The 20,818-nt window shown below is 32.5% G+C and carries 14 protein-coding genes; 1 reads left to right on the top strand and 13 read right to left on the bottom strand.

Annotation, left to right across the window (positions count from 1 at the left end; genetic code table 11):
- Positions 1 to 23 precede the first annotated feature (23 nt).
- From AC1M36_RS17215 to fabZ, 5 genes are all read right to left on the bottom strand, one after another.
- Positions 24 to 719, bottom strand: a complete 696-nt coding sequence (locus AC1M36_RS17215) for a sugar phosphate nucleotidyltransferase (protein WP_336451593.1) — start codon at positions 717 to 719, stop codon at positions 24 to 26.
- Positions 716 to 1,690 carry a DMT family transporter gene (locus tag AC1M36_RS17220; protein WP_336451592.1) on the bottom strand — a complete coding sequence of 325 codons (975 nt, stop codon included), beginning with the start codon at positions 1,688 to 1,690 and terminating at the stop codon, positions 716 to 718. Before AC1M36_RS17220 ends, AC1M36_RS17215 begins: the two co-directional genes overlap by 4 nt.
- The gene (locus AC1M36_RS17225) at positions 1,687 to 3,552 is read right to left on the bottom strand and encodes an NTP transferase domain-containing protein (protein ID WP_336451591.1); all 1,866 of its coding nucleotides are present in this window, start codon (positions 3,550 to 3,552) and stop codon (positions 1,687 to 1,689) included. The genes AC1M36_RS17220 and AC1M36_RS17225 overlap by 4 nt, the downstream gene beginning before the upstream one ends.
- A gap of 219 nt (positions 3,553 to 3,771) precedes the next feature.
- On the bottom strand, positions 3,772 to 4,680 hold the full coding sequence (gene tagU / locus AC1M36_RS17230; RefSeq protein ID WP_479846072.1) for a polyisoprenyl-teichoic acid--peptidoglycan teichoic acid transferase TagU: 909 nt from the start codon (positions 4,678 to 4,680) through the stop codon (positions 3,772 to 3,774).
- Between the two features lie 219 nt (positions 4,681 to 4,899).
- Positions 4,900 to 5,334, bottom strand: coding sequence for a 3-hydroxyacyl-ACP dehydratase FabZ (gene fabZ / locus AC1M36_RS17235; protein ID WP_336451590.1), 435 nt, complete (start codon positions 5,332 to 5,334; stop codon positions 4,900 to 4,902).
- A 608-nt stretch (positions 5,335 to 5,942) separates the two neighbouring features.
- Here fabZ and AC1M36_RS17240 point away from each other — a divergent pair.
- Positions 5,943 to 6,404, top strand: a complete 462-nt coding sequence (locus tag AC1M36_RS17240; RefSeq protein WP_336451589.1) for an SRPBCC family protein — start codon at positions 5,943 to 5,945, stop codon at positions 6,402 to 6,404.
- A 79-nt stretch (positions 6,405 to 6,483) separates the two neighbouring features.
- Here AC1M36_RS17240 and tagH read toward each other — a convergent pair whose 3' ends face one another.
- The 8 genes from tagH to AC1M36_RS17280 all read right to left on the bottom strand — a co-directional run bounded on the left by tagH (position 6,484) and on the right by AC1M36_RS17280 (position 20,581).
- Positions 6,484 to 8,133 carry a teichoic acids export ABC transporter ATP-binding subunit TagH gene (gene tagH / locus AC1M36_RS17245; protein WP_336451588.1) on the bottom strand — a complete coding sequence of 550 codons (1,650 nt, stop codon included), beginning with the start codon at positions 8,131 to 8,133 and terminating at the stop codon, positions 6,484 to 6,486.
- A gap of 15 nt (positions 8,134 to 8,148) precedes the next feature.
- Positions 8,149 to 8,955: an ABC transporter permease gene (locus AC1M36_RS17250; RefSeq protein ID WP_336451587.1), complete on the bottom strand. Its 807-nt coding sequence runs from the start codon at positions 8,953 to 8,955 to the stop codon at positions 8,149 to 8,151.
- Entirely contained in the window at positions 8,952 to 10,235 is a 1,284-nt protein-coding gene (locus AC1M36_RS17255; RefSeq protein WP_336451586.1) for a nucleotide sugar dehydrogenase, read from the bottom strand. Before AC1M36_RS17255 ends, AC1M36_RS17250 begins: the two co-directional genes overlap by 4 nt.
- A gap of 3 nt (positions 10,236 to 10,238) precedes the next feature.
- Entirely contained in the window at positions 10,239 to 13,769 is a 3,531-nt protein-coding gene (locus tag AC1M36_RS17260; RefSeq protein ID WP_336451585.1) for a bifunctional glycosyltransferase/CDP-glycerol:glycerophosphate glycerophosphotransferase, read from the bottom strand.
- A gap of 23 nt (positions 13,770 to 13,792) precedes the next feature.
- Positions 13,793 to 15,265, bottom strand: a complete 1,473-nt coding sequence (locus AC1M36_RS17265; RefSeq protein ID WP_336451584.1) for a DUF6270 domain-containing protein — start codon at positions 15,263 to 15,265, stop codon at positions 13,793 to 13,795.
- Positions 15,262 to 17,994, bottom strand: a complete 2,733-nt coding sequence (locus AC1M36_RS17270) for a glycosyltransferase (RefSeq protein WP_336451711.1) — start codon at positions 17,992 to 17,994, stop codon at positions 15,262 to 15,264. Before AC1M36_RS17270 ends, AC1M36_RS17265 begins: the two co-directional genes overlap by 4 nt.
- A 78-nt stretch (positions 17,995 to 18,072) precedes the next feature.
- Positions 18,073 to 19,371, bottom strand: a complete 1,299-nt coding sequence (locus tag AC1M36_RS17275; RefSeq protein WP_479846073.1) for a glycosyltransferase — start codon at positions 19,369 to 19,371, stop codon at positions 18,073 to 18,075.
- Positions 19,322 to 20,581 carry a glycosyltransferase family 4 protein gene (locus AC1M36_RS17280; protein ID WP_336451582.1) on the bottom strand — a complete coding sequence of 420 codons (1,260 nt, stop codon included), beginning with the start codon at positions 20,579 to 20,581 and terminating at the stop codon, positions 19,322 to 19,324. Before AC1M36_RS17280 ends, AC1M36_RS17275 begins: the two co-directional genes overlap by 50 nt.
- Positions 20,582 to 20,818 lie beyond the last annotated feature (237 nt).

Here is a 20,818-nt window from a genome sequence, read left to right on the forward strand (position 1 = left end):
TTTCATAAAACCATCACCAATTGTTAGTTCGCTAAAACAGCTAACTTTTCTTCTACTTTCTTCAAGTCCTCGATAGAATCAATTTCAAAACTATCATTGCTACCGATTTTGTACAAGTGAACATTTAAATCTTGAATGTTGTCTTTTACAATATTATCCCAGTATAGTTCAGTGAAATCTTCTTGATCTACTACTTCTTCTAGTTTTTTCACAATATGGACGCCGTCTTCTTTCGACCAATATGAAATACCACATAAGATGTAGTCATCATCACCGTCACCGATTTCAATATCGTATACTTTACGATTTTCGTCATGCTTAATAATCCATTCATTACGGAAATCTTCTTTCTTCGCACTAAAGTATAAAGATGATTTCGGATTTCGGGTAAAGATATTACGGTGTAAATAAACATCCGCATCCATTACATATGCATCTTGCAGGTATTCACGAACTAAGTACATTGTATAAATGTTGTTATACACATTATATTTGTCATTGTGTACAAGCTTTACATTATATTTATCAATAAGATAATCGAATTTCTCTGCTAAGTAGCCTGTTACGACAATAATTTCTTCCACACCGACTTCTTGTAAATATTCAATTTGGCGCTCTAACATCGGCTTGCCGTTTACCTCTACTAATGATTTTGGAGTCGTTAACGTTAATGGACGTAAACGAGTTCCCATACCTGCTGCTAATAAAATCGCTCTCACGTTACTTCACCTCTATATTTTTTCGCTTTCATAAACTCAGTTAGATCTGCAACTGTTAATACAGCTCCTACAAGAATCGCAATACAACAAATAATTAACTTCCATGAGAAAGGTGCTCCTAATGCTAACATAGAAATGACAACCGCCCATGCCGAATACGTAATGTTAAGCGCCATTGCTTTTGTCGGTCCAATTTCATGAATTGCCTTATAGTAGAACACGTAAGAAGCTGTTCCCACTAACGCAATCACAATAATTAACATAAACTCGCTGCTCATCACAACTTGTTTTGTTAAGAAATGTCCTCCAACTGAAGGTAAAATAACAAGGCCATATGTCACCGCTGAAACAAGCTGACGAATTTGAAGCGCCTCTTCTGGAGATACTTCTTCATCTTTCATACCGTACGCACAGATTACACATTCTAAGCCCCAGCCAACGATACAAATGAGGACGAAAATAAATCCTAACATATAGTTTTCAGTTGCAAAACCATCGCCTGTAAATCCAAGTACAATAATGAATGTAATACTAATGATAAGACCGAGCCAATTCCACGAACGAAGACGATCTTTCAAGAACACAAATGCAAAAAACGCACCAACCGCTGGATAGACAGCTGAAATCGCAGCTGTATAAGAAGCCCCGATATACTTAACAGCTAATACATAAAACGTCATCCCAATCGGTCCACCCATAAGTGCTCCTAACATAACGAACCGCCCGCTTCTTGTCTTCAGCTTAGAAAGGGCTGTTTTTAACTGCCCCTTTATTCCCATATATAACATCATCCATAACGTTGACATAAAGTCGTGTAAGAACGTACTCACTAAAGGAGCAAGGAACACAACTTGTTCTGTTGCTAACATCAGTTGTGAAGATAAGATAATTCCAATCAATACCGTATCTACAGCCCAAGCAAAACCAGAAAAGATCCCATAAAATATGCCTTTACTTTGTACTTTTCTCATTGTAATACCTCACACTCAAGCTCTAAGCAGAGCTGTAAGTTTTCCTTCGCACGATTATAGCGATCCAGTCCATATGTCCCAAAGTCGCTTCCAGTTGCTTCTTTAATCTTTGTCCAAATACTCCATAAGAAATCTTGGAAAATCTTATTCATCAATATTCTTTCTTTACAAGACTCATCTACTTGTCCATGAAAATAGTAATCTAAAAACAACTCATCATCTTCTAAAGAAAATCCACATTCTAAACTATGCGCAGCGATATCCCACATCGGATCGTTCATGCCGCCATATTCCCAATCAATTAAGTACACTTTGTCTTCGCCACTCTTCACAAAGTTTTCAGGAACAGTGTCATTATGACAAGGCGCAAGCACAACATTCATCGCCTCATACATATCTTTTAATCGCATCACTTGACGCTTTACTTCTTCATAATCATCGAAGTTAGAACCATTTACTTTATTTAATAACGCTTCATAATGCTCAATTTTTTCAAATACATTAAACGTATTATCCATCACGATATTTGAACTGTGTAATTTGTTTAAGATCGTTGCTGTTAACTTCATATTGTCATTACGTTTGGCCGTTTTCGGATTTAACGTTTCAGCATTTGGAATTAACTTCGCTAATTTCACACCAGTTTCTGCATTAAAGTATAACAGCTTCGCGTCAATTCCTAGGTCGCTCGCTAAATTCGAATTCATCATTTCATCGCGGCGACTAATCATCTCTTCCGTACCGCTTCCTGGAATACGTAACACATATTCCTCTCCGCCTGCAATGACTTTAAAATTCGTATTCGTCATACCACCGAATGATTGAATATCTGTAATTTCATCTTTTGAAATAGAAAGTGCTTCCGAAACATATCCTTTAATTTGTCTCTCTTTAAACTCTGCCTCTTTTTTCACTAAACGAGGATAGATTTTATTTTTCACCACTTCATATTGCTTCGTTGTATCAATCTCTGCCCATACAACATCCGGCAGTTTTGCATAGCCAACATCATACAATCTTGCCGCATCAAGAAGTAAATATTCATAGTTCACATATGGATTTTGATTATGACGGAATGTCGCTAACATGTTCATGAACACATCATACGAGATTTTAGAAATCCCAACCATCTCACCATCAATGCGGTTTAACTGATGAATATCTTTTGAAATTTTATAAAGATAACCATCTTGAATCTCAACAAACGCTTCATCACCAGATCCGCTCTCATTTGTAATGAGTACACAGTCTGGTTCTGGATGATGTAACACTTGTACAAGTGCCTTCTCTTCTATTAAAATATCATCTTCAATTAATAAGAAATCATCCGTAATATGCTCCCCAGCCGCTGCCAAAGATGCCATTGAGCCTGTCCACTTATATTTCGGATTTTCTACAAAGTGCACATTATGACGGCCTGTCCAACCTTCAAACTGCTCCTTCTTGTAGCCAACAACGACCACGATCTTTTCAATCCCATTATTTTTAAGGATTTCTAAACTACGATCTAACAAAAGCTTTTCCCCAACCGTTAACAAACCAGATGGCTTCCCAAACTCTTGACGTTTCCCAGCCGCAAGAACAACAGCTTGCGTAACTTTCTTGCTCTCTTTGCGATGAATGCGAAGCTTCTTCCCTTGATACGCAGCTAACTCCTGCTGCATATAATCAAAGCCTTTCTTGTACAAATAATAATTCATGTACTTTCCTTTTTTCTCGCTATAAATATATTGATTCTTCGTTAAATCGTTCATAATATAATTCACTTTACCAACAGATATATTGCACTTCTCTGCAATCTTTTTTTGATTCATCTGCGGGTTTTGATTGATAACCTCTAACACATTTAAAACTTGTTGCATAGTGTCCCCCTCCATAACCCAATTCATCCGTTCATTTTTTGAACACGTTATTATCATAGCATTTTTGGGTGGGAACGTAAATATTTTGTAAATTTATTGTGAGTTTTGTAAATTACATGGCAAAAGCGAAATATAAAAAATAATACACTTCCTACATAACATCAAAAAAGCCTAATTCCCCAAAACAAGGTCACTAGGCTTCTTATCTATACACAACTACTATTTTGTTAACTCTAAATGAGCTTTCAGCTTATTAGACAAGTCTTGACGGTCTTTATCTGGAACGAAATAGTACCAAACGCCATCTTGTTTATGGCCGTCTCCTGGAATTTGAATCTCTTCTTTATTTTGCATTGCATCTTTATAATTCTTCTGCATATCAAACATTTGATCTTGTGTTAAGTTTGTTTTTACGTTCTTCTCGACAGCCTTCAATACATCACCGTAATTCGCAAGGGAAGAAACACTTGCTCCTTTAGAAATAACAGCTTGTAATACTTGACGTTGACGCATTTGACGACCAAAATCCCCTCTTGGGTCTTTCTTTCTCATACGAGTATACTTCAGCGCTTCATCACCCGTTAAATGAATATCTCCTTTTGCAAAATGCGTACCGTCTTGCGTGAATTCTAAATCATTTTTCACATCTACTCCGCCAACTGCATCAACAATATCCTTAAAGCCTTCCATATTTACTTCAATGTAATAATCAATTGGCATATCTAAGAAATTCTCTACTGTATTAACAGACATGTTAATACCACCAAATGCATAAGCATGGTTAATTTTATCTTTCTTCCCTTTTCCAACAATCTCTGTATATGTATCACGAGGGATACTTAACAATTTCATTGATTTGTTTTTTGGATTTAAAGTAATAACCATTAGCGAATCTGAACGCCCTTGATCACCAGCACGCTCATCTGCACCCATTAATAAAATAGAAACTGGTTTTGAATCAGCTACTTTAACCTCTTCTGTACGTTTCTTAGAATGATCACGATCTAATGGCTGATGAACCTTATCTAATGTGCTTGAAACAGAAGAATATACACTATATGCATAAATTCCTACACCGACAATACATACGCCCAAAATACCTAAAATCCAAAATATAATCTTCTTCATTACTTCAACCTTCTTTCTATTCCTAACTAGCTATTTTAATATTACAATAATCTACCTATATATTTCTCAAACTTTACTTGGTCCAAAACTATTATACGATATTTTTGATTTTTTTCCAGTTTTCCCTAAATACTATCAATAAGCTACTTAAAATATAAAAAGATGAATGAAATAACTTTTCATTCATCCTTAAAGAAGAATCTTTTCTTTATACTATACTTATTCTTTCTTATCACCAAGTGCAAACGTAATCTCGGCTTCACAAGCAACTTCACCATTCACAGTTGCAACTGCTTTTCCTTTTCCAATCGGTCCACGTACACGTGTCATCTCAACTTCCAAGCGAAGCTGGTCACCTGGGCGCACCTGACGTTTGAAGCGACAATTGTCGATACCTGCGAAGAATGCAAGTCGACCACGGTTTTCTTCTTTCTTCAGTACAGCCACAGCCCCTACTTGTGCCAGTGCTTCGACAATTAAAACGCCTGGCATAACCGGATAATCTGGAAAATGTCCATTAAAGTATTCTTCATTCGCTGTTACATTTTTAATTCCAACCGCACGCTTACCTTCTTCTACTTCTAAAATTTGATCAACAAGTAGAAATGGATAACGATGCGGAATAATTTCTTTAATTTGCTGAATATCTAACATATAACTCTCTCCTTATACACGAAATTGGTCATACCACCAAACACTGTCCTTATTATCCCATTCTCTCCCGTTTTTGTCACGAAAAAACAAAAAAGACGCTCTCCTTTGAAAGCATCTCTTATATGCACATCTTATAAAAAAGATACACCCTTTTTCCTATACTACTTTTGGTATAACAAAATAATAGCAAATGACACGGAGGTTGGAAAAAGAGTGTATATCAAGTTAGGGAAAGGCAGTATGCTTAAAGCACTACTTACCTTAAGTGTCGTATTCACAAATTATTATAAAGGACAGAAATGAGAAAGAAAAACTGAATATTTTATGGTTTTCCCTATAATTCTCAAAGATTTCTTCATATATCTCTTTTTACCTCGCATTTTCTTAAATGTTATATTTAGAAATTGAGATTTCCTTTAAAGCAAACAATACTTCTAACAAAAGATACTTTGAAAACTATAAAATTTTGCTACGTTTTTTAATATTCTTGTGTAAATTTCGCTATTAAGATTATACATTAAATGATAGAATTTGAATAATAAGGAATATCTATTCTTAATACTCCCGAATAACAGAAGAAACCCTGACAAGAAGAAAGGAAATAACTGATGGCAAAGGGATCAAACATAGTAGAATTACACGTACCACTCGAGCATACTTGGAACTTTGTTAGTGATATGAATAACTGGGCTCCACTCGTTAACGGTTACGTCACACACAAGATTATTGATGATCGTCACTCAACTTGGCGTTTACATGGTGATTTAGGTGTAATAAAGCGTTATATTAACTTAAATGTTGAAATTACTGAATGGCAGGCACCCGATAAAATAAGCTTTACCATTGCTTCTCCAACAAAAAAATTAATTGGGAACGGATTTTTTCATGCTGAAGCAATCTCCCCATCAATGACACGAATAACAAGTGAGCTAGAAATGAAAGCAAGTGGGAAAGGAGCTTTCGTTTTTAATGGTGCAATGAAACCATTTGTACCAAGAATGGCCAAGAAGCTTGCAAATACCGTTGCTAACAAGATAGTAGAACAATGTAATGCAAATAGTAATACTTAATCGTGATACGTTTTTCACGCAATCAAAAAAGGAGATTTATCTTTACTCAAAAAGATAAATCTCTAAAAAAGAAACACAATCATTTCTTCACAATTGATATAGATTGAATTTCCTTATGTGTTTGATCTGAACGGGCCGCAATATAATAACTATTCGTTTCATAGAAGTAGTTATTTTCTTCATTATTGCTTATACTTTCTTTTCCTAATAATTCATGAAGCTTTGCAACAGACATCGAGATATCTTGGAACGTAACATCTACTACATTTTCTTGCGAAATACCAAATTGAATATTTCCATCTTTGACAACTTTTTTCCCTGCTACCTTTTGTAATGGATTTAATGCATTCGGATATGTTGTCTGTAATTCATTTTCTGTCTTTCCTAGATAAGAAGGTGCATTCTGAAATTGTGCCCCATACACACGTTTTAGCAACGAAAGTAAATCATCCAATTTTGAATCCTCAATTGTACTATTCTGTTGTATAAATGGTGTAATATATTGTGCACTCATCCATCCCGTGTCACCACTTAGCAATTTAACTTGTACCCATTCATTATTTGCTTCCGCATCCTTTTTACGATCAGATATAGTAAAGAGATCTCCAAAGTTTGCTACAGCCAAGCGTTCACTGCTTTTACTTGCTTCTTTACGAATACTAATTTCATTGCTGGTTACTATATATTTCTCGTCTTTTTTCTGCTCTTTTTCAACTTGCTTCTCTTCAGTCACAGTCTTACTTGAAACAACTTTTTCTACATCTTTATTTCCCTTGTTGAATGGAAGTAAATCCTTATAATAGATTCCTGCTGTAACAATTCCTGCTATCGCAGCGAAACAAATCCCCGCAACTATCGCACTTTTCTTTTTCACTTTACGGCGATGCGATTTAAAGTTACGACGAGGCTTTTGAATTTTCGTAGATTGCTCTTGTAATAAGCCATGCTGAAACTGTGATGTCTGTTCTTCTCTTAGTCTTTTTCTTTCCCCAGCACTCATTTGGTTATACTGCTTTAAGAAATCACTATAATGATTAACTACTTCTTTTATATCTCCATACTCTTTCACTTGACCATAGTGTAACCAAAGGGCCTTTGTACAAAAACTTTGTACTTGAGACAAAGAATGACTAATAAAGAAAATTGTTTTTCCTTTTTCTTTAAATTCATTCATTTTATCTAAACATTTTTTTGTGAAAGTTTGATCTCCAACCGACAGCGCTTCATCAATTACCAAAATATCCGGGTCAATATGAACCGAGATTGCAAATCCAATTCTTGACTTCATCCCACTCGAATATGTTTTAACAGGCTGATACATAAATTTTCCAATATCAGCAAATTCAATAACCTTAGGCGTAATTTCCCGAATCTGTTCTTTCGTAAGCCCCATCATTAAACCTTTTAGCTCGATATTTTCAATTCCTGTTAATTGGTTATTTAGCCCTGAAGAAATCGCAATTAATGCTGCAGAACCTTTAACATTCACTTTCCCTTTATTAGGAATTGTTACACCCGCAATTAAATTGGATAACGTACTCTTTCCCGAACCATTTAAACCTACAATTCCAACAATTTCTCCTTCTGGCACTTCAAATGATATATTATTTAAAGCATAATGGTACTCACCATCTTCACTCTTAAAAAATAAATCCTTTAACTTATCAGAAGGCTTGTTGTACATCTTATATTTTTTTGTAACATGTTCGAACTTCACTTTATAATTCATTGAATCATTCACCTTTTATAAGTAGTCAACAAACTGCTTGCGGAATCTTATATGAAACATTGATCCAACCACAAACAAAACAATAGCGATTCCCCAGAAGTATAATGTATATAGTGACCATATAAAGCTAATATCGCCGTGTAATAACGATAGTCTATATCCTTCCACCACATAGTAAAATGGGTTTACCTTCATTAAGAACGCAAAAATTCCACTCATATGCTCACTTGGTTTCCATAATACTGGTGTTAAATAAAATAACATTCTTGTAATTGATTGAATAAATAAATGTATATCTCTTGAAATAGTAGAAATTGTGGAAGTAATAAAAGCTAATGCAATTAAAAAACAAAAAGTAGAAAATATACAATATATCAATCCAACGATACTAAGAAAACTTAGTCCTTTAATAAATAAGATAATAATTAGCAACACGCCAAGTAAAATCATATGTGTATATAATTGCGACAATATGACATAAGTTGGGATTACACTCAATGGAAAATTCATTTTAGAAACTGTACTCAGTTTGGCATAAATAGAATTTGAACCTTGGATAATTGAACCATTAATGAAAAACCACGGAATAATTCCACATATCATCCAGACAAAGAAAGGAACCCCTTCTACAGGCGCTCCACCTCGAATGCCTAAACCAAATACTAACCAATATACTAAAATTTGCGTTAACGGATTTAAAAATACCCATATAACACCTAACGTACTTGCCGCATATTGTTGCTTGATCTCATACGAAGAAAGCCTTCCCATTAAATATAAATTATCTAATTGTTCACGCAAAACACTCTTTATTGCTTTCATACAGTAACCTCATTTTCCTGCAACACCTTGTATAAATTCCCAAAATGAATAATCTTCATATTACTTTCCAGATTTTCTTTTATACAGTTACGAGTATCAAAAAGAAATGGTTGTCTCATTTTAGAAGCTAATTTGTTATAATCCATACTGCTAAACTCACTATGATCTGCTAATACAAGAAGTAAATCTGCTGCCTCTACCGCATCTTCCGCTGATAATGTTTTAAAGAAACTCGCTTGAATGTATGGATCATGAATTGTAACTGTGTATCCTTCTTCATGCAGTAAATCAAGAATTTCTAGTGCCGGGCTCTCTCTCAGATCATCTGTATTTCCCTTATAAGTCACACCAAACACGGCAACTTTTGGTTTCTCAATCCCCTTAAGTAATTGCCTAACATTCTCTACAACATAGGAAGGCATAGAAATGTTTGTATCTCGGGAAATTTGAATAACATTTGTCAATTCTGGAGCTTTCGCTACAATAAAATATGGATCGACAGCTAAACAATGCCCACCGACCCCAGGGCCTGGTTGATGTAAATTTACACGTGGATGCTTATTTGCCATTTCAATAACATCCAATACATTGATTTCTAATTTATTACACACCTTTGCCAATTCATTTGACAGTGCAATATTCACATCTCTGAACGTATTTTCCATCAACTTAGACATTTCTGCTGTTTTTGCATCCGTTTCAACTATTTCACCTTGTACAAACGTTTCATATACCTTTGCACCCATTCGGGCACAATTGGGCGTTATTCCGCCTACAATTCTATTATTAAAAACAATTTCCTCCATAATTTTCCCTGGGAGTACTCTTTCTGGACAATGCACTAAATATATATCTTTACCAACTATAAAACCAGCCTCTTCAACTAAAGGCCTTACATAATCATCCATACTTCGTGGTGCAATTGTTGATTCTACTATTAATACGTTCCCCGGTTTAACGTGAGAGAGAATTTTCTTTACTGCCATCAATACACCAGTCAAATCACATGACTTATACTGATCTTCGGAATTTGGAGTTGGAACAGAAACAATAAAAACATCTGCCGCTTCCGGTGTAAGCGAGGCACGTAACATCCCTTTATTTACTGCTTCTTTCACAATCTCTCCAAGTCCCGGCTCTTCAATATGAATTTCTCCTCGGTTTAATTTGTCTACAACACCTGGATTAATATCAACCCCCACTACTTCAGCGCCATGTTTTGCAAACATGGCGGAAGTAGGGAGACCGATATAACCTAGGCCTATTACGCAGATTTTCACAAATCATCGACTCCCACTAGCAAATTTCACAAGTCTATCACAGTTACGTCCATCATCATATTTAATATAATGTTTCTTATTAATTTTCTTAAGCTGTCTTTGTTTTACTAAGTATGCTTCTACAGCATGAATTACATCATCTTCTGAATAAGACACATATCCTGGTAATACGTTTTTAATATTTTCTTCAGAAATTGGCGTATTATTTTGGAACAAGTAATTAATAATTGGTTTCTCAAGGTATACAAAATCAAAAGAAATACTTGAATAGTCCGTCAACATTAGAGAACTTCTTTCGATTAATTCCCTTACATTTGCTTTATTAAAATCGTGAATTTCAATATTGGGTGATGTTTTCAAGCTATTTAAGATACCTGAATTATCCTCTTCTAAAAGTTGACACGTCCTCGGATGTAAACATACATCTAATATAATATTATTTTTTTCTAACATTTTTATAAATTTACTATTATGCAATAATGATTGAATTGCTGTAAAATACTTACTTTCCATTAATTGCTCTAGATTTTGTATATTTTTTCGCCAAGTAAATGTCATCATGATACGTTTTTCTTTCTCTTTATTTTGTAACGTATCAAATCGAGGAAGCCCACAATTCCAAATCTCTTCATTATTGTAACCAAAATGATTTTTAATTATTTGTGTTTCTAGATTACTACTTGTCAAAATATAGTCTGCCAAATCTTTATTGGAATGATATACATTCTCTACCCGTCCAGGGAGAATGATACCATGTTGGATAAATACACGTGTAGCTTTTCTTAAATGCTTTATATTAGATGGTAATAGTATATTTACGTTGTCACTACTAAATACATATTTAGCATTCATAGAATAAATAATATGTTTTAAACTATAGAACGGAATAACGCGTCCTAGCTTTTTAACCTTAGCATAATCAGGAGATTTTTTATCGATTAAATAGTATACATTTTTGTTAGGATACTTTTCCCTACAATGCTTGAAGAACCAATATCCGGTATCACTTGCAGAATTCCCTAATTTTTCTCCTACTAACCAAATTTCTTTTTTATGAAGTAATAGGTGTGAAATATCTTCTGTTACTACTCCTAAAAAGAGTTTTAATTTCTTAGATTTACTAATATAATTATTGTTTTTAATTTGCTTCATCGAATACTGCTTTTTTCGTATATTAGAAGCTACTCTTCTTTTTAAATATTCCCACTTGCTATTAAATTTTTTGTAATTCAAAGTCAGCTTACTTCTGGTCTTAACAATAGGAATAATCTCAAATCTTCCCTTGTCACTTTCCATGAAGTAATTATTTGCTTTATAAATGAAATTATTATTCATACCTCCAAGTGCTATACTCTTTTGAACGCCTAAAAAGTCAGTCTCAATAAAAAAGTCATATCCACCAGGTTCAATATTTTTATCAAATTGAATGGTAACCTCATATCCACCATGACCATACTTAAAACGAGAAGAAGAAAATTTATTATTATATGTATAGTCTGATGTAAAACGATATTCTACTTCATTTTTTCGATGTTTCATTATAATAGTATGTTTAATGTCTTTTTTATTCGTTATTGAAATATTGTTAAAATAAGCTAACCCTCTTAAAACCATTTGGTTATCCATAAATTTGATATCAAGTAAACGATTAACTAGTTTAGTAGATTCAAAAACGTGTGTAATATCAATTAAAATTTCTTTCTTCTTATACATGAAAGAAAAATAAAAATTATCGTTACGCTTTAGAGTTTTAAAAGGAAATTGATCTACATAATCATACATCGCAACCTTATTAAGTAATTGAGATAAAGTTATTAGCTCTCCATATTTTTCAGTAATCAGAAGTGATAATTTAGCATAATTCATAATAGAAAAGATTTTTATTTTTTCTTGGTCAAAACCTTTACTAAATAAAGTATCTTTAATTATTTTCAATGCTTGAACTTGCTCATTTTCTGGATAATCGAGAATATTAGCGATATGCTGATTTGCTTCTAACATTCTATAATATTGAATATCATTATGGAACTTCTCTAACCTAGCGATAGAAAAACCATTTTTATTGATAATTTTGTCTACCGCCCTCAATGCTATTTGCAAATCTGATAAATTTTTAAGTGTTTTTTGTTGAGTTGTGGACTCATTATCTGTTTCACGTCTACCACGATAATAGTACACGAAATCCTCAATCAAAATCGTCTTTCTAGAATCAAAAAAGCTTTCAATTGCAAATAAGAAATCTTCTCCATATTTAATATGCTTATTAAAACGAGTTCTTTGAATTAATTCCGATTTATAAAATTTAGCGCACGAACTTGGGAATAAATATAAAATTGGATTATGCTTAATATGAGTCTCCTTATACCCTTCAATGCTACTTTCATACTTATATCTTTCAGCAAATCTTGGGTTTACCTTAGAGGATTCAAAGAACGATTCACCTACAAAAGACATCATTTTTCCTACAACTAAATCTGCCTTTTGTTCCTCTGCATATGAATACATTTTCTCACAAGCATCAAGCCCTAAATAATCATCTCCATCTAAAAATGTAGTGTATTTCGCATCAGCTAGATTTATACCTACATTTCTTGGTTCTGATGGACTTCCTGTATTCTTCAAAAATTTATATATGATATTTGTATGCTTACTCGCCATATCTTTAATAATACTTTGCGTCTTATCCGTGGATCCATCATCTACTACAACAACCTGTACATTTTTAAGTGTTTGATTTAATACAGATTGAATTGCTTCCTCGATATAGTTTTCAACATTATAGCTTGCAATAACAACTGCCGCATTATACTTGTATTCCTTTTCTTGATGTACACTTTGTATTTCTTCTACAAGCTTTTCAATATACTTCTCATTCTTTTTGGCAGGGTTTAAAACTTTAATTAAGGATAAATCAGAATAATTATTTTCTTCAATACTAATTATTCTAGCATTCGGAATATGGTCTTTTAAATATTTATAATACTGCTTAAGTTTTGTATTCCACGCTCTAATTTTATTAATGTTTTTAAATTCCTTGTATTCACCATCTTTTAAATATTGTTCTGATAAGTACATTTCATGAATAATTACCCTATTAGCAAAATGAGTATTTAAAAGTTTTATAAACTCATCACAATATTTTTTCCAAAGAATAAAATCAACATTTGAAATTACATTAGAGTTCTTTTGAATCTCTGAATATAGATTACTATCTTTTAATAACCAACTATCTAAAATCATAGTATTTTTATATTGTAGTAAATTATATCTTTCATCTAATAAATCAATAATAATATAATCTTTTTTTCTTCCTAACTCTTCAATATCTCCTACAATTTTTTTATTTAGTTCGTTTGCTAAAATAATTTGTTTATTATATACCGCCGGTTGTATTGCCTTAGGATCAACATTTAATGGTGTAGACATTACATCTATAATAGATCCCAGTGTATAATCAATGTCAACGTATAATTTTTCACGTGAAATCATGCTTAATATTGTACCTGTCTCATAACCTAAAGAGATAATGTTCATTGAACTCACCTTTCTAACTGTGCCTAGCCTATAATTTCATCAATTTGTTTCTCTAACTCTAAGTAATATCTATCATTAAAATGATATGGGAAGCATCCCCACAAATGTTTTGCATCGCAATAGAAATAGCCCTCATCATTCGGTCTAATTACATTTATCCCTGGAAAATTATCTTTAAAATATTGATGATAATGAGCTAATAGTTCATTGAACTTACGAATATAGTCTTGATTTTCAAATAAATGCATCTGATTTTCTTTTAAATAAGAATTTACCATTTGAACTTCATTTAAAATAATTTGCTTTGGATTCAAATGTTTTTTTAGTTCCTCAATGAACTTAAGACAGTTCTCCTCCCAAATTCTTGTTACATCTGAATCAAATCGATCTAATACAGTAGCATTAAACTCGTTTTGTAAATTTGATTCTCGATACTCCCAACTTCTTGTCAGATATGCATTGCTATACCTTAAAATATCAAAGCGCTCTTCCATAAAGTCTATTACTAAATAATCTACTTTCTTAGCAATATCTTTTAAGTTCTTTACAAAGGTCTTATCTAAGTCTCTATGTAATGATTTTCTTCTAAAATTACTACTCAAAGATATTTGCTCTTCTTCATATGGTATTGGCTTCGATGTTATACTAGCCAAACTGCTCCGAGCATAGTAGTCTATTATTTCATATTTCGGACGTCCATTTTGCTCCTCATATACTCTAAAAATGTCTCTAGAATCACAACTTCCGAATATTAGTATTCTATTCTTTGAATCCTCATGACTGTCTTCCTGCTTCACAGTAAGATTATTACATAAAGCATCATGCAGACATTCATAATAACTAACACTTAGTAAATGCGGCCTTAATAAATACTTATGATTAGCATCTGCATAGTTCTGATTTATATTTATAACATTAATCCCCTCAAAATTTTCTTTAAAGAATTCATATTTCCCCTTTAAAATTTTATTAATTTTTCTAATCTCTTCTACATTAGAAAACTCTAATAATCCCCCGTCTTTTTTGTACTTTTCTGCTAAATACATTTCATGAAGGATGATCTTTTTGTTAGAAATTAACTTTTTTAACTCATCTATTAATAATAAGCATATACTGTACCATTCTTCATTAAGCTCATTTGGATAAATTTCATTCTCTTTTAAAACTTTCATTAATGAACTATTTTGAACATCATAATTTAAAGTAATAAAACTTCCATTTTCCTTTACCGAACTATACATTTCATCCAAAAAATCTATAATGATATAATCACTCTCTTTTACCTTTTGAGATAACCGTTTAAAATATCCTTTTTGCAATTGTTCTAGTGCATAGCGATTTAATTCTACTTTAGTTTGCTGCTGTAATCCTTTGATTGGTTTAGACATTAAACTCATTACATTTGTTTTGCATATGCTATCAATTAAAGATATACCTGGCTTGTTACATAACTCGAATAACAACTGACTTCCTGTTCCAATAGTAATAACTTTCATAATTTGCTTTCCTCTAATCTACATATATTTTTTAATATTTCCTCACAATGTAAACGTGTATCTTGTATTAAGTATTTTTTTCTTTTACTTTGGAAGGTGAAAAACGAATTTTCTTCTATAAAATATTGTAATATACTTTGAAAAACCATATCTAAATCAATCACCACAGGACCAAATAAATCTTGTTTATGATCAATCGGCCCCTCATTATAATGCCTAGAATAAAATTCATCATAATCAAATTGATAGAAAATAACGGGTTTCTTCATATAAGCAAAATCAAATGAAACAGTAGAATAATCTGTAATTAATAATTGATGTCTTTTTAATAGACTTTGTACTGTTTCTTCCCCCTGCTTAACAACTTTAATTCTTTCATGAAATACAGGCATTTCCGCACCAAATTTTTGAGTCTGATAATGTGGGAAGAATGTTAAGGTTAAATCTTTTTCTTCTAATATTCGGTGAAGCTCTTTGCTTTGTAAAAAAGACATATACGTTTGCCAATACTTCGATTCTTCCAATTGCTCTTTTGTTTTAATCCAGCTTCTCCAAGTTGGCATCAGCAAGATTTCATTCCCTTTGCTTTCATCTTGCAATGCATCCCAGCGTGCAAGCCCAGTTACGATGACTTCGTCTTCTGCATAACCAAATTCTTTTACAATATGATCCTTTTCAAATTGAGAAGATACAACAAATAAAGAATATCCCATCCGATTTTTATTTAATACATGATTTACTCGACTTACGCCTATTACTCCATGTTGAATAAAGATTTTCTTATTTTGTTGCCATTCTGGATAGTACTTTAAAATATGTTTATAATCTTCTGTGTACATATTTGCTGTTTCTGAATAACTGTTAATCGTTTTATCACAAATCAACAAATAAAATGTATGCTTAAAACTCCCAAATTGAATAATATTACCTAGATTTTCAATATTCTTATAGTCATTACATTCCTTATCAATAATATAAAAGATTGGAATCTTAGGGTTTTCTTTTCGGATATAGGTAAACAAGTGATAAGAATTATCTTGCGCTGTATCTCGCCTTTCACCAATTAACCATACCTTTTTTCTACGAAAATATGAACCAAATAATTTATAAGCTATGATTGCAAAAAATGCTGCATACTTTTTCCTTTTTAAAAGACCTATATCATAGCGCATTGCACGTTTTATTTCATGATATTTATTCATTATGTGCTGTTTCTGATTACACTTACGAATGTAAATTGTAGCTTCACTATTTGTATATTTCATTCTAATTTCTAATGGATTTATATTTTGATGCTTTGTATTATTGCGTAACTGCGCTAATAGAACCTTCATTGGTTCTTCTACAACAGTATTCCCTATGCTGAGGCGTATAGATATTTTCCATTCTCCCTCTTCTAACAAATCTTTCACATTGACTTCTATTGTTTCAAACCCCGCATCATTATAATCAATGGTATTGTTAGAAAATAGATATGTTATATCGGTACGTAAGGAGCTTTTTAGTTGAATTATTTTAGTAGTTCCTTTTTTACGAAATACCAATTCTTTTTTTATTCTCTTTGTCGACATATTTTCAATAAAGGCATACCCACTAAGTGTTAGAACATCTTGACGAAGTTTTATACCTTCGATTCGATGATTCAATATTAACTTACTGACTCGCAACAAAGCCTTATATCGAGGAAAAAATCGGTAAAGGTAGTAATAATAATTTTCATTTTCATAAACATGTTCTTTCGAAATCGATTCATCTTGAATAATAACTAATAACTTTTCTAATGATACACAGTCATTCTGTTTAATCATTTCTGTTACTAATTGATCACGTATATTTAAATTCTCTGTAATATTTGAAACGCATACGTTTGATAAAAATTCATTTCCCAGTTGAATAACCTGAGAGATCTGTTCTTTTGAAAAACTAGAACCTTTCAAAATAATAGAATCAACAAAAAACTTCCATTGTCTTCCTTCAATAAAATGAATAGATGAGGCTTTTTGAAGATCCATATACAAATCTTTTAACTTCTTTTGTAAGGTGACTAACTGTTCAAAAAATGTAATGTTCGCTTTTTTAGATAAATTCCCCCCATTATCTAACACTCTATAATTCAGAAGTGGAATATCTTGCACCGCAATACGTTCAGAAAGAAGTAAACATCTTTGAGTGAATAATAAATCTTCTCCTACCCATAAGCCTTCATCAAAAATAAGATCATGTTGTCTACACAACTCTCTTTTGAATATTTTGTTACTAGCAGATGGAGTAAAGTGTAATTCTGGATTCGTTGTAATCTGTCTGATAACCGGCAGTTTTTTATCAAATACTTTTTTCATATATGAAAGCGGCCAACGTCTATGCTCATTAAAACAAGTAATATTTGCGATGGCTATATCTGCTTTTTCCTGATTAGCCAGCTCCCATAACTTTTGATACGCTGTTGGATCGACATAATCATCTGCATCTAAAAATGTAACATATTCCCCTTTCGCATGTTGAAGCCCAACATTACGTGCAACACTTACCCCTGCATTCTTCTGCGTATAGACGGTTAAATGCTTATGTTGTTTTTCATAATACTGTAAAGCTTCTATACTATTATCCGTTGATCCATCATCTACAACAATAATCTCAATGTCTTTTAATGTTTGATTTATGACAGACTGAAGGCATTGAACTAAATATTGTTCTTTATTATAGTTTGTAATTACTACACTTAACTTCACTTTTCTCAACAACCATCATTCCCATCTTCTAAACCATACAATAACGTAAAAATAGAAAATAACCTTCTATTCTTTACGTTATTGCAAACCCTTATATATATCTACAAAGACATTTTTTTCATTATCCCAATTATAATTCCCACGTGCAGTAAAACAATTTTGTCTCATTTTTTCACGTTCTTCTGGATGATTAAGTAAATAGTTTACACCTTCAGCAATGGAAGCTGGATCATGTGAATCTACACAAACACCTATGTACTCTTTTTCTACAACACGTTGAATTTCAGGGAAACTACAAGCAATAACAGGTACTCCGCTCATCATGTACTCAAATAATTTATTAGATGAGGCTGAGTAATGATTAAAGCAAACATTATTTAACACCTGAAAACCTAGATAAGCATTTTTAGTATAATGTAGCAATTCATTTACGGGTACCTTTGGAATAAATTTTACCTTGTTTTCTAATCCTAATTCCATGACCATTTTTTGTAAGTCGGGTTTAATACGTCCATCACCAATAAACACAACTGTTCCTCTGTCAAACATTGGAACTGCTTGTATTAATTTATCTAATCCTCTTCCTGTTTGAATACCACCTTGATATAAAAGTATTGGTTCTTCTATTGGAAGATTTAGCATCTTATGTAAATCAACCGAATCACTTTGTTCTGGTTGTGTAACGAAAGGGTAATTATGAATCACTTTTGGATAGAATCCATACAAATCCTCTGCATATTTTGCACGTGTATGATTTTCCATAATCATTACATCAGCATATTTTAAATAGAATTTTTCCATAATCCCATAAATTTTACTGTTATATCCTGTACGACTTGTCTGCACTTCATGTGAATCATAAATTAGTTTTTTCTTTCTAAATACTTTTGCACATAACCATCCTTGTGGCAACGTATTCAGGTCATTAGAATGATATAAATCATATTTCTTTTTTAAACCATTCTTCACCATTTGGCTCAAAATATATGAACGAATAATTAAAGTTCTAATTTTTTTTGTAGAAAATAAAATGGCAAATAACAATAAAACTGCTGTAACAATCGGAAACTTCCATAATGCAAAAGCAGCACCCGCAGCAAATAGTAACTTTGTAATCACATTTTTCATAGCAAATTGCTTCACACGATTTACTGCCCCAAATACTTTCTGTAAAGGCAGCAGGCGATTATTTACACGTGTAACTGTAAATCCTTCTTTTCGCATTTCCCACTTCGGCAGGTCACGTTGTTTCCAATCATGAATACATATTAAATCTACTTCATATCCAGCTTCAGCTAATGCAGTACATTCTCTTAAAACACGTGCATCATTTGTGAAGTGGTTCCATACGAACATACAAACTTTCTGCTGTGACATCCTGTTCCTCCATTAAGTTAGTTAGTACTTTGATGTTGTTTTTCCACCTTAAATGTTGAAAAGCATAACCGTGTCCATTCTTCCCTTTCCTTCTTCTCACCACTTCGTTTTCAGCTAAAGTTAAAATATGCTTTCCTAACTCTTCAACTGTACGATCATGTGAGATAATGCCACACTCTGCTTCTGTAATAACTTTCTTTGCATAGCCAGACACGTCTCCAACAATAGGTTTCTGCATACACATATAGTCAATTATTTTTCCTGGTAATACTGTTTGAAATACTTTTTCATCTACTAAGCTAACATATGCAATATGCGCCTTCGCAACTTCTTTCAAAGTAGCACTACGACTTTTTGCCTTAACAATTTGTATGTTGGAAAGACTTTTTCTCTTAATAACTTCTGCTACTTCATAGCTTTTAAATCCATAACCAATAATTTTGAATTTAATATGCTCGTAATTCTTCAAATGCTCTGCAACGTCAATTAATTTTCTAATATCTTGCGCTAAGCCAATGTTCCCCGTATAAATCACTGTAATATGCTCTTGCTTCTTAGCGTCCATTGCTGGCTGATGTGTTACCATCTTTAATTCTTTCTCTGTTAGTGAATTGGGCATAAAAGATATAATGCCCCTTGGAATTCCTTTCAACTCAATATATGGAATAAATCCTTCACTATTTACAATAATTCGATCCGCTGAACGATATAAAAACTTCTCTAAACCATAAGCAATAGATAATACAAATCGATTTGAGAAAACACCAACCCCCAACAAAGATTCCGGCCATAAATCTCGAACATCTAAAATGAGATTAGCCTTTAACCTTTTTTTCGCAAATATACCTGCTAAGCCTATAAAAATAGGGGGTGTTGAAACAAATACATGATCATATTTTTCTTTCATTCCAAAGATAGCCATAATGAATCGAAAAGTAATCTCTAAATATAAAAACAGTCTTCTAATCATGTTATTCGTATACTTTCTTGTTTTCGGCTTAACACGAATTATTTTCTCGTTGTCTAAGAACTCCTCATCCCAAAATTCCTGATTTTTATATAAATTTTGATTTGGATAACGAGGATCTGTTGTAAGAATTGTGACATCATATCCTTTTTCAGTTAGCTCTGAATAGATATTCTTAATACGATTGGCAGCGCTGCCGATTTCTGGATAAAAATTTTGCGCCACTATCAAAACTTTCTTCATTTTATTGTCCCCCTCTTTTCCCACACACAAACTACGTCCCCATCCTATATTTGTTAATTTTGTTAACTACATACCCAAAATAGATTTTGAATTAATTTCCTATCTTAACTTAAAATTTACAAACTTAATTTCAAATTTACAAATACTAGAATATCATTAAATCTGACAAAATTGAACCTTTATGTTTAATAAATCTACCATTTTTCGACTTAAATACTTACCTGTTTACATTTATAT

The sequence above is a fragment of the Bacillus sp. Medicinal_06 genome (assembly GCF_056711665.1).

Coding starts and splice junctions, on each gene's coding strand:
- AC1M36_RS17225 (WP_336451591.1), bottom strand. CDS start 3,552: ATGCAACAAGTTTTAAATGTGTTAGAGGTTATCAATCAAAACCCGCAG.
- AC1M36_RS17250 (WP_336451587.1), bottom strand. CDS start 8,955: ATGAAAGCAATAAAGAGTGTTTTGCGTGAACAATTAGATAATTTATAT.
- AC1M36_RS17260 (WP_336451585.1), bottom strand. CDS start 13,769: ATGAACATTATCTCTTTAGGTTATGAGACAGGTACAATATTAAGCATG.
- AC1M36_RS17220 (WP_336451592.1), bottom strand. CDS start 1,690: ATGAGAAAAGTACAAAGTAAAGGCATATTTTATGGGATCTTTTCTGGT.
- tagU (WP_479846072.1), bottom strand. CDS start 4,680: ATGAAGAAGATTATATTTTGGATTTTAGGTATTTTGGGCGTATGTATT.
- fabZ (WP_336451590.1), bottom strand. CDS start 5,334: ATGTTAGATATTCAGCAAATTAAAGAAATTATTCCGCATCGTTATCCA.
- AC1M36_RS17275 (WP_479846073.1), bottom strand. CDS start 19,371: ATGTCACAGCAGAAAGTTTGTATGTTCGTATGGAACCACTTCACAAAT.
- AC1M36_RS17280 (WP_336451582.1), bottom strand. CDS start 20,581: ATGAAGAAAGTTTTGATAGTGGCGCAAAATTTTTATCCAGAAATCGGC.
- tagH (WP_336451588.1), bottom strand. CDS start 8,133: ATGAATTATAAAGTGAAGTTCGAACATGTTACAAAAAAATATAAGATG.
- AC1M36_RS17240 (WP_336451589.1), top strand. CDS start 5,943: ATGGCAAAGGGATCAAACATAGTAGAATTACACGTACCACTCGAGCAT.
- AC1M36_RS17265 (WP_336451584.1), bottom strand. CDS start 15,265: ATGAAAGTTATTACTATTGGAACAGGAAGTCAGTTGTTATTCGAGTTA.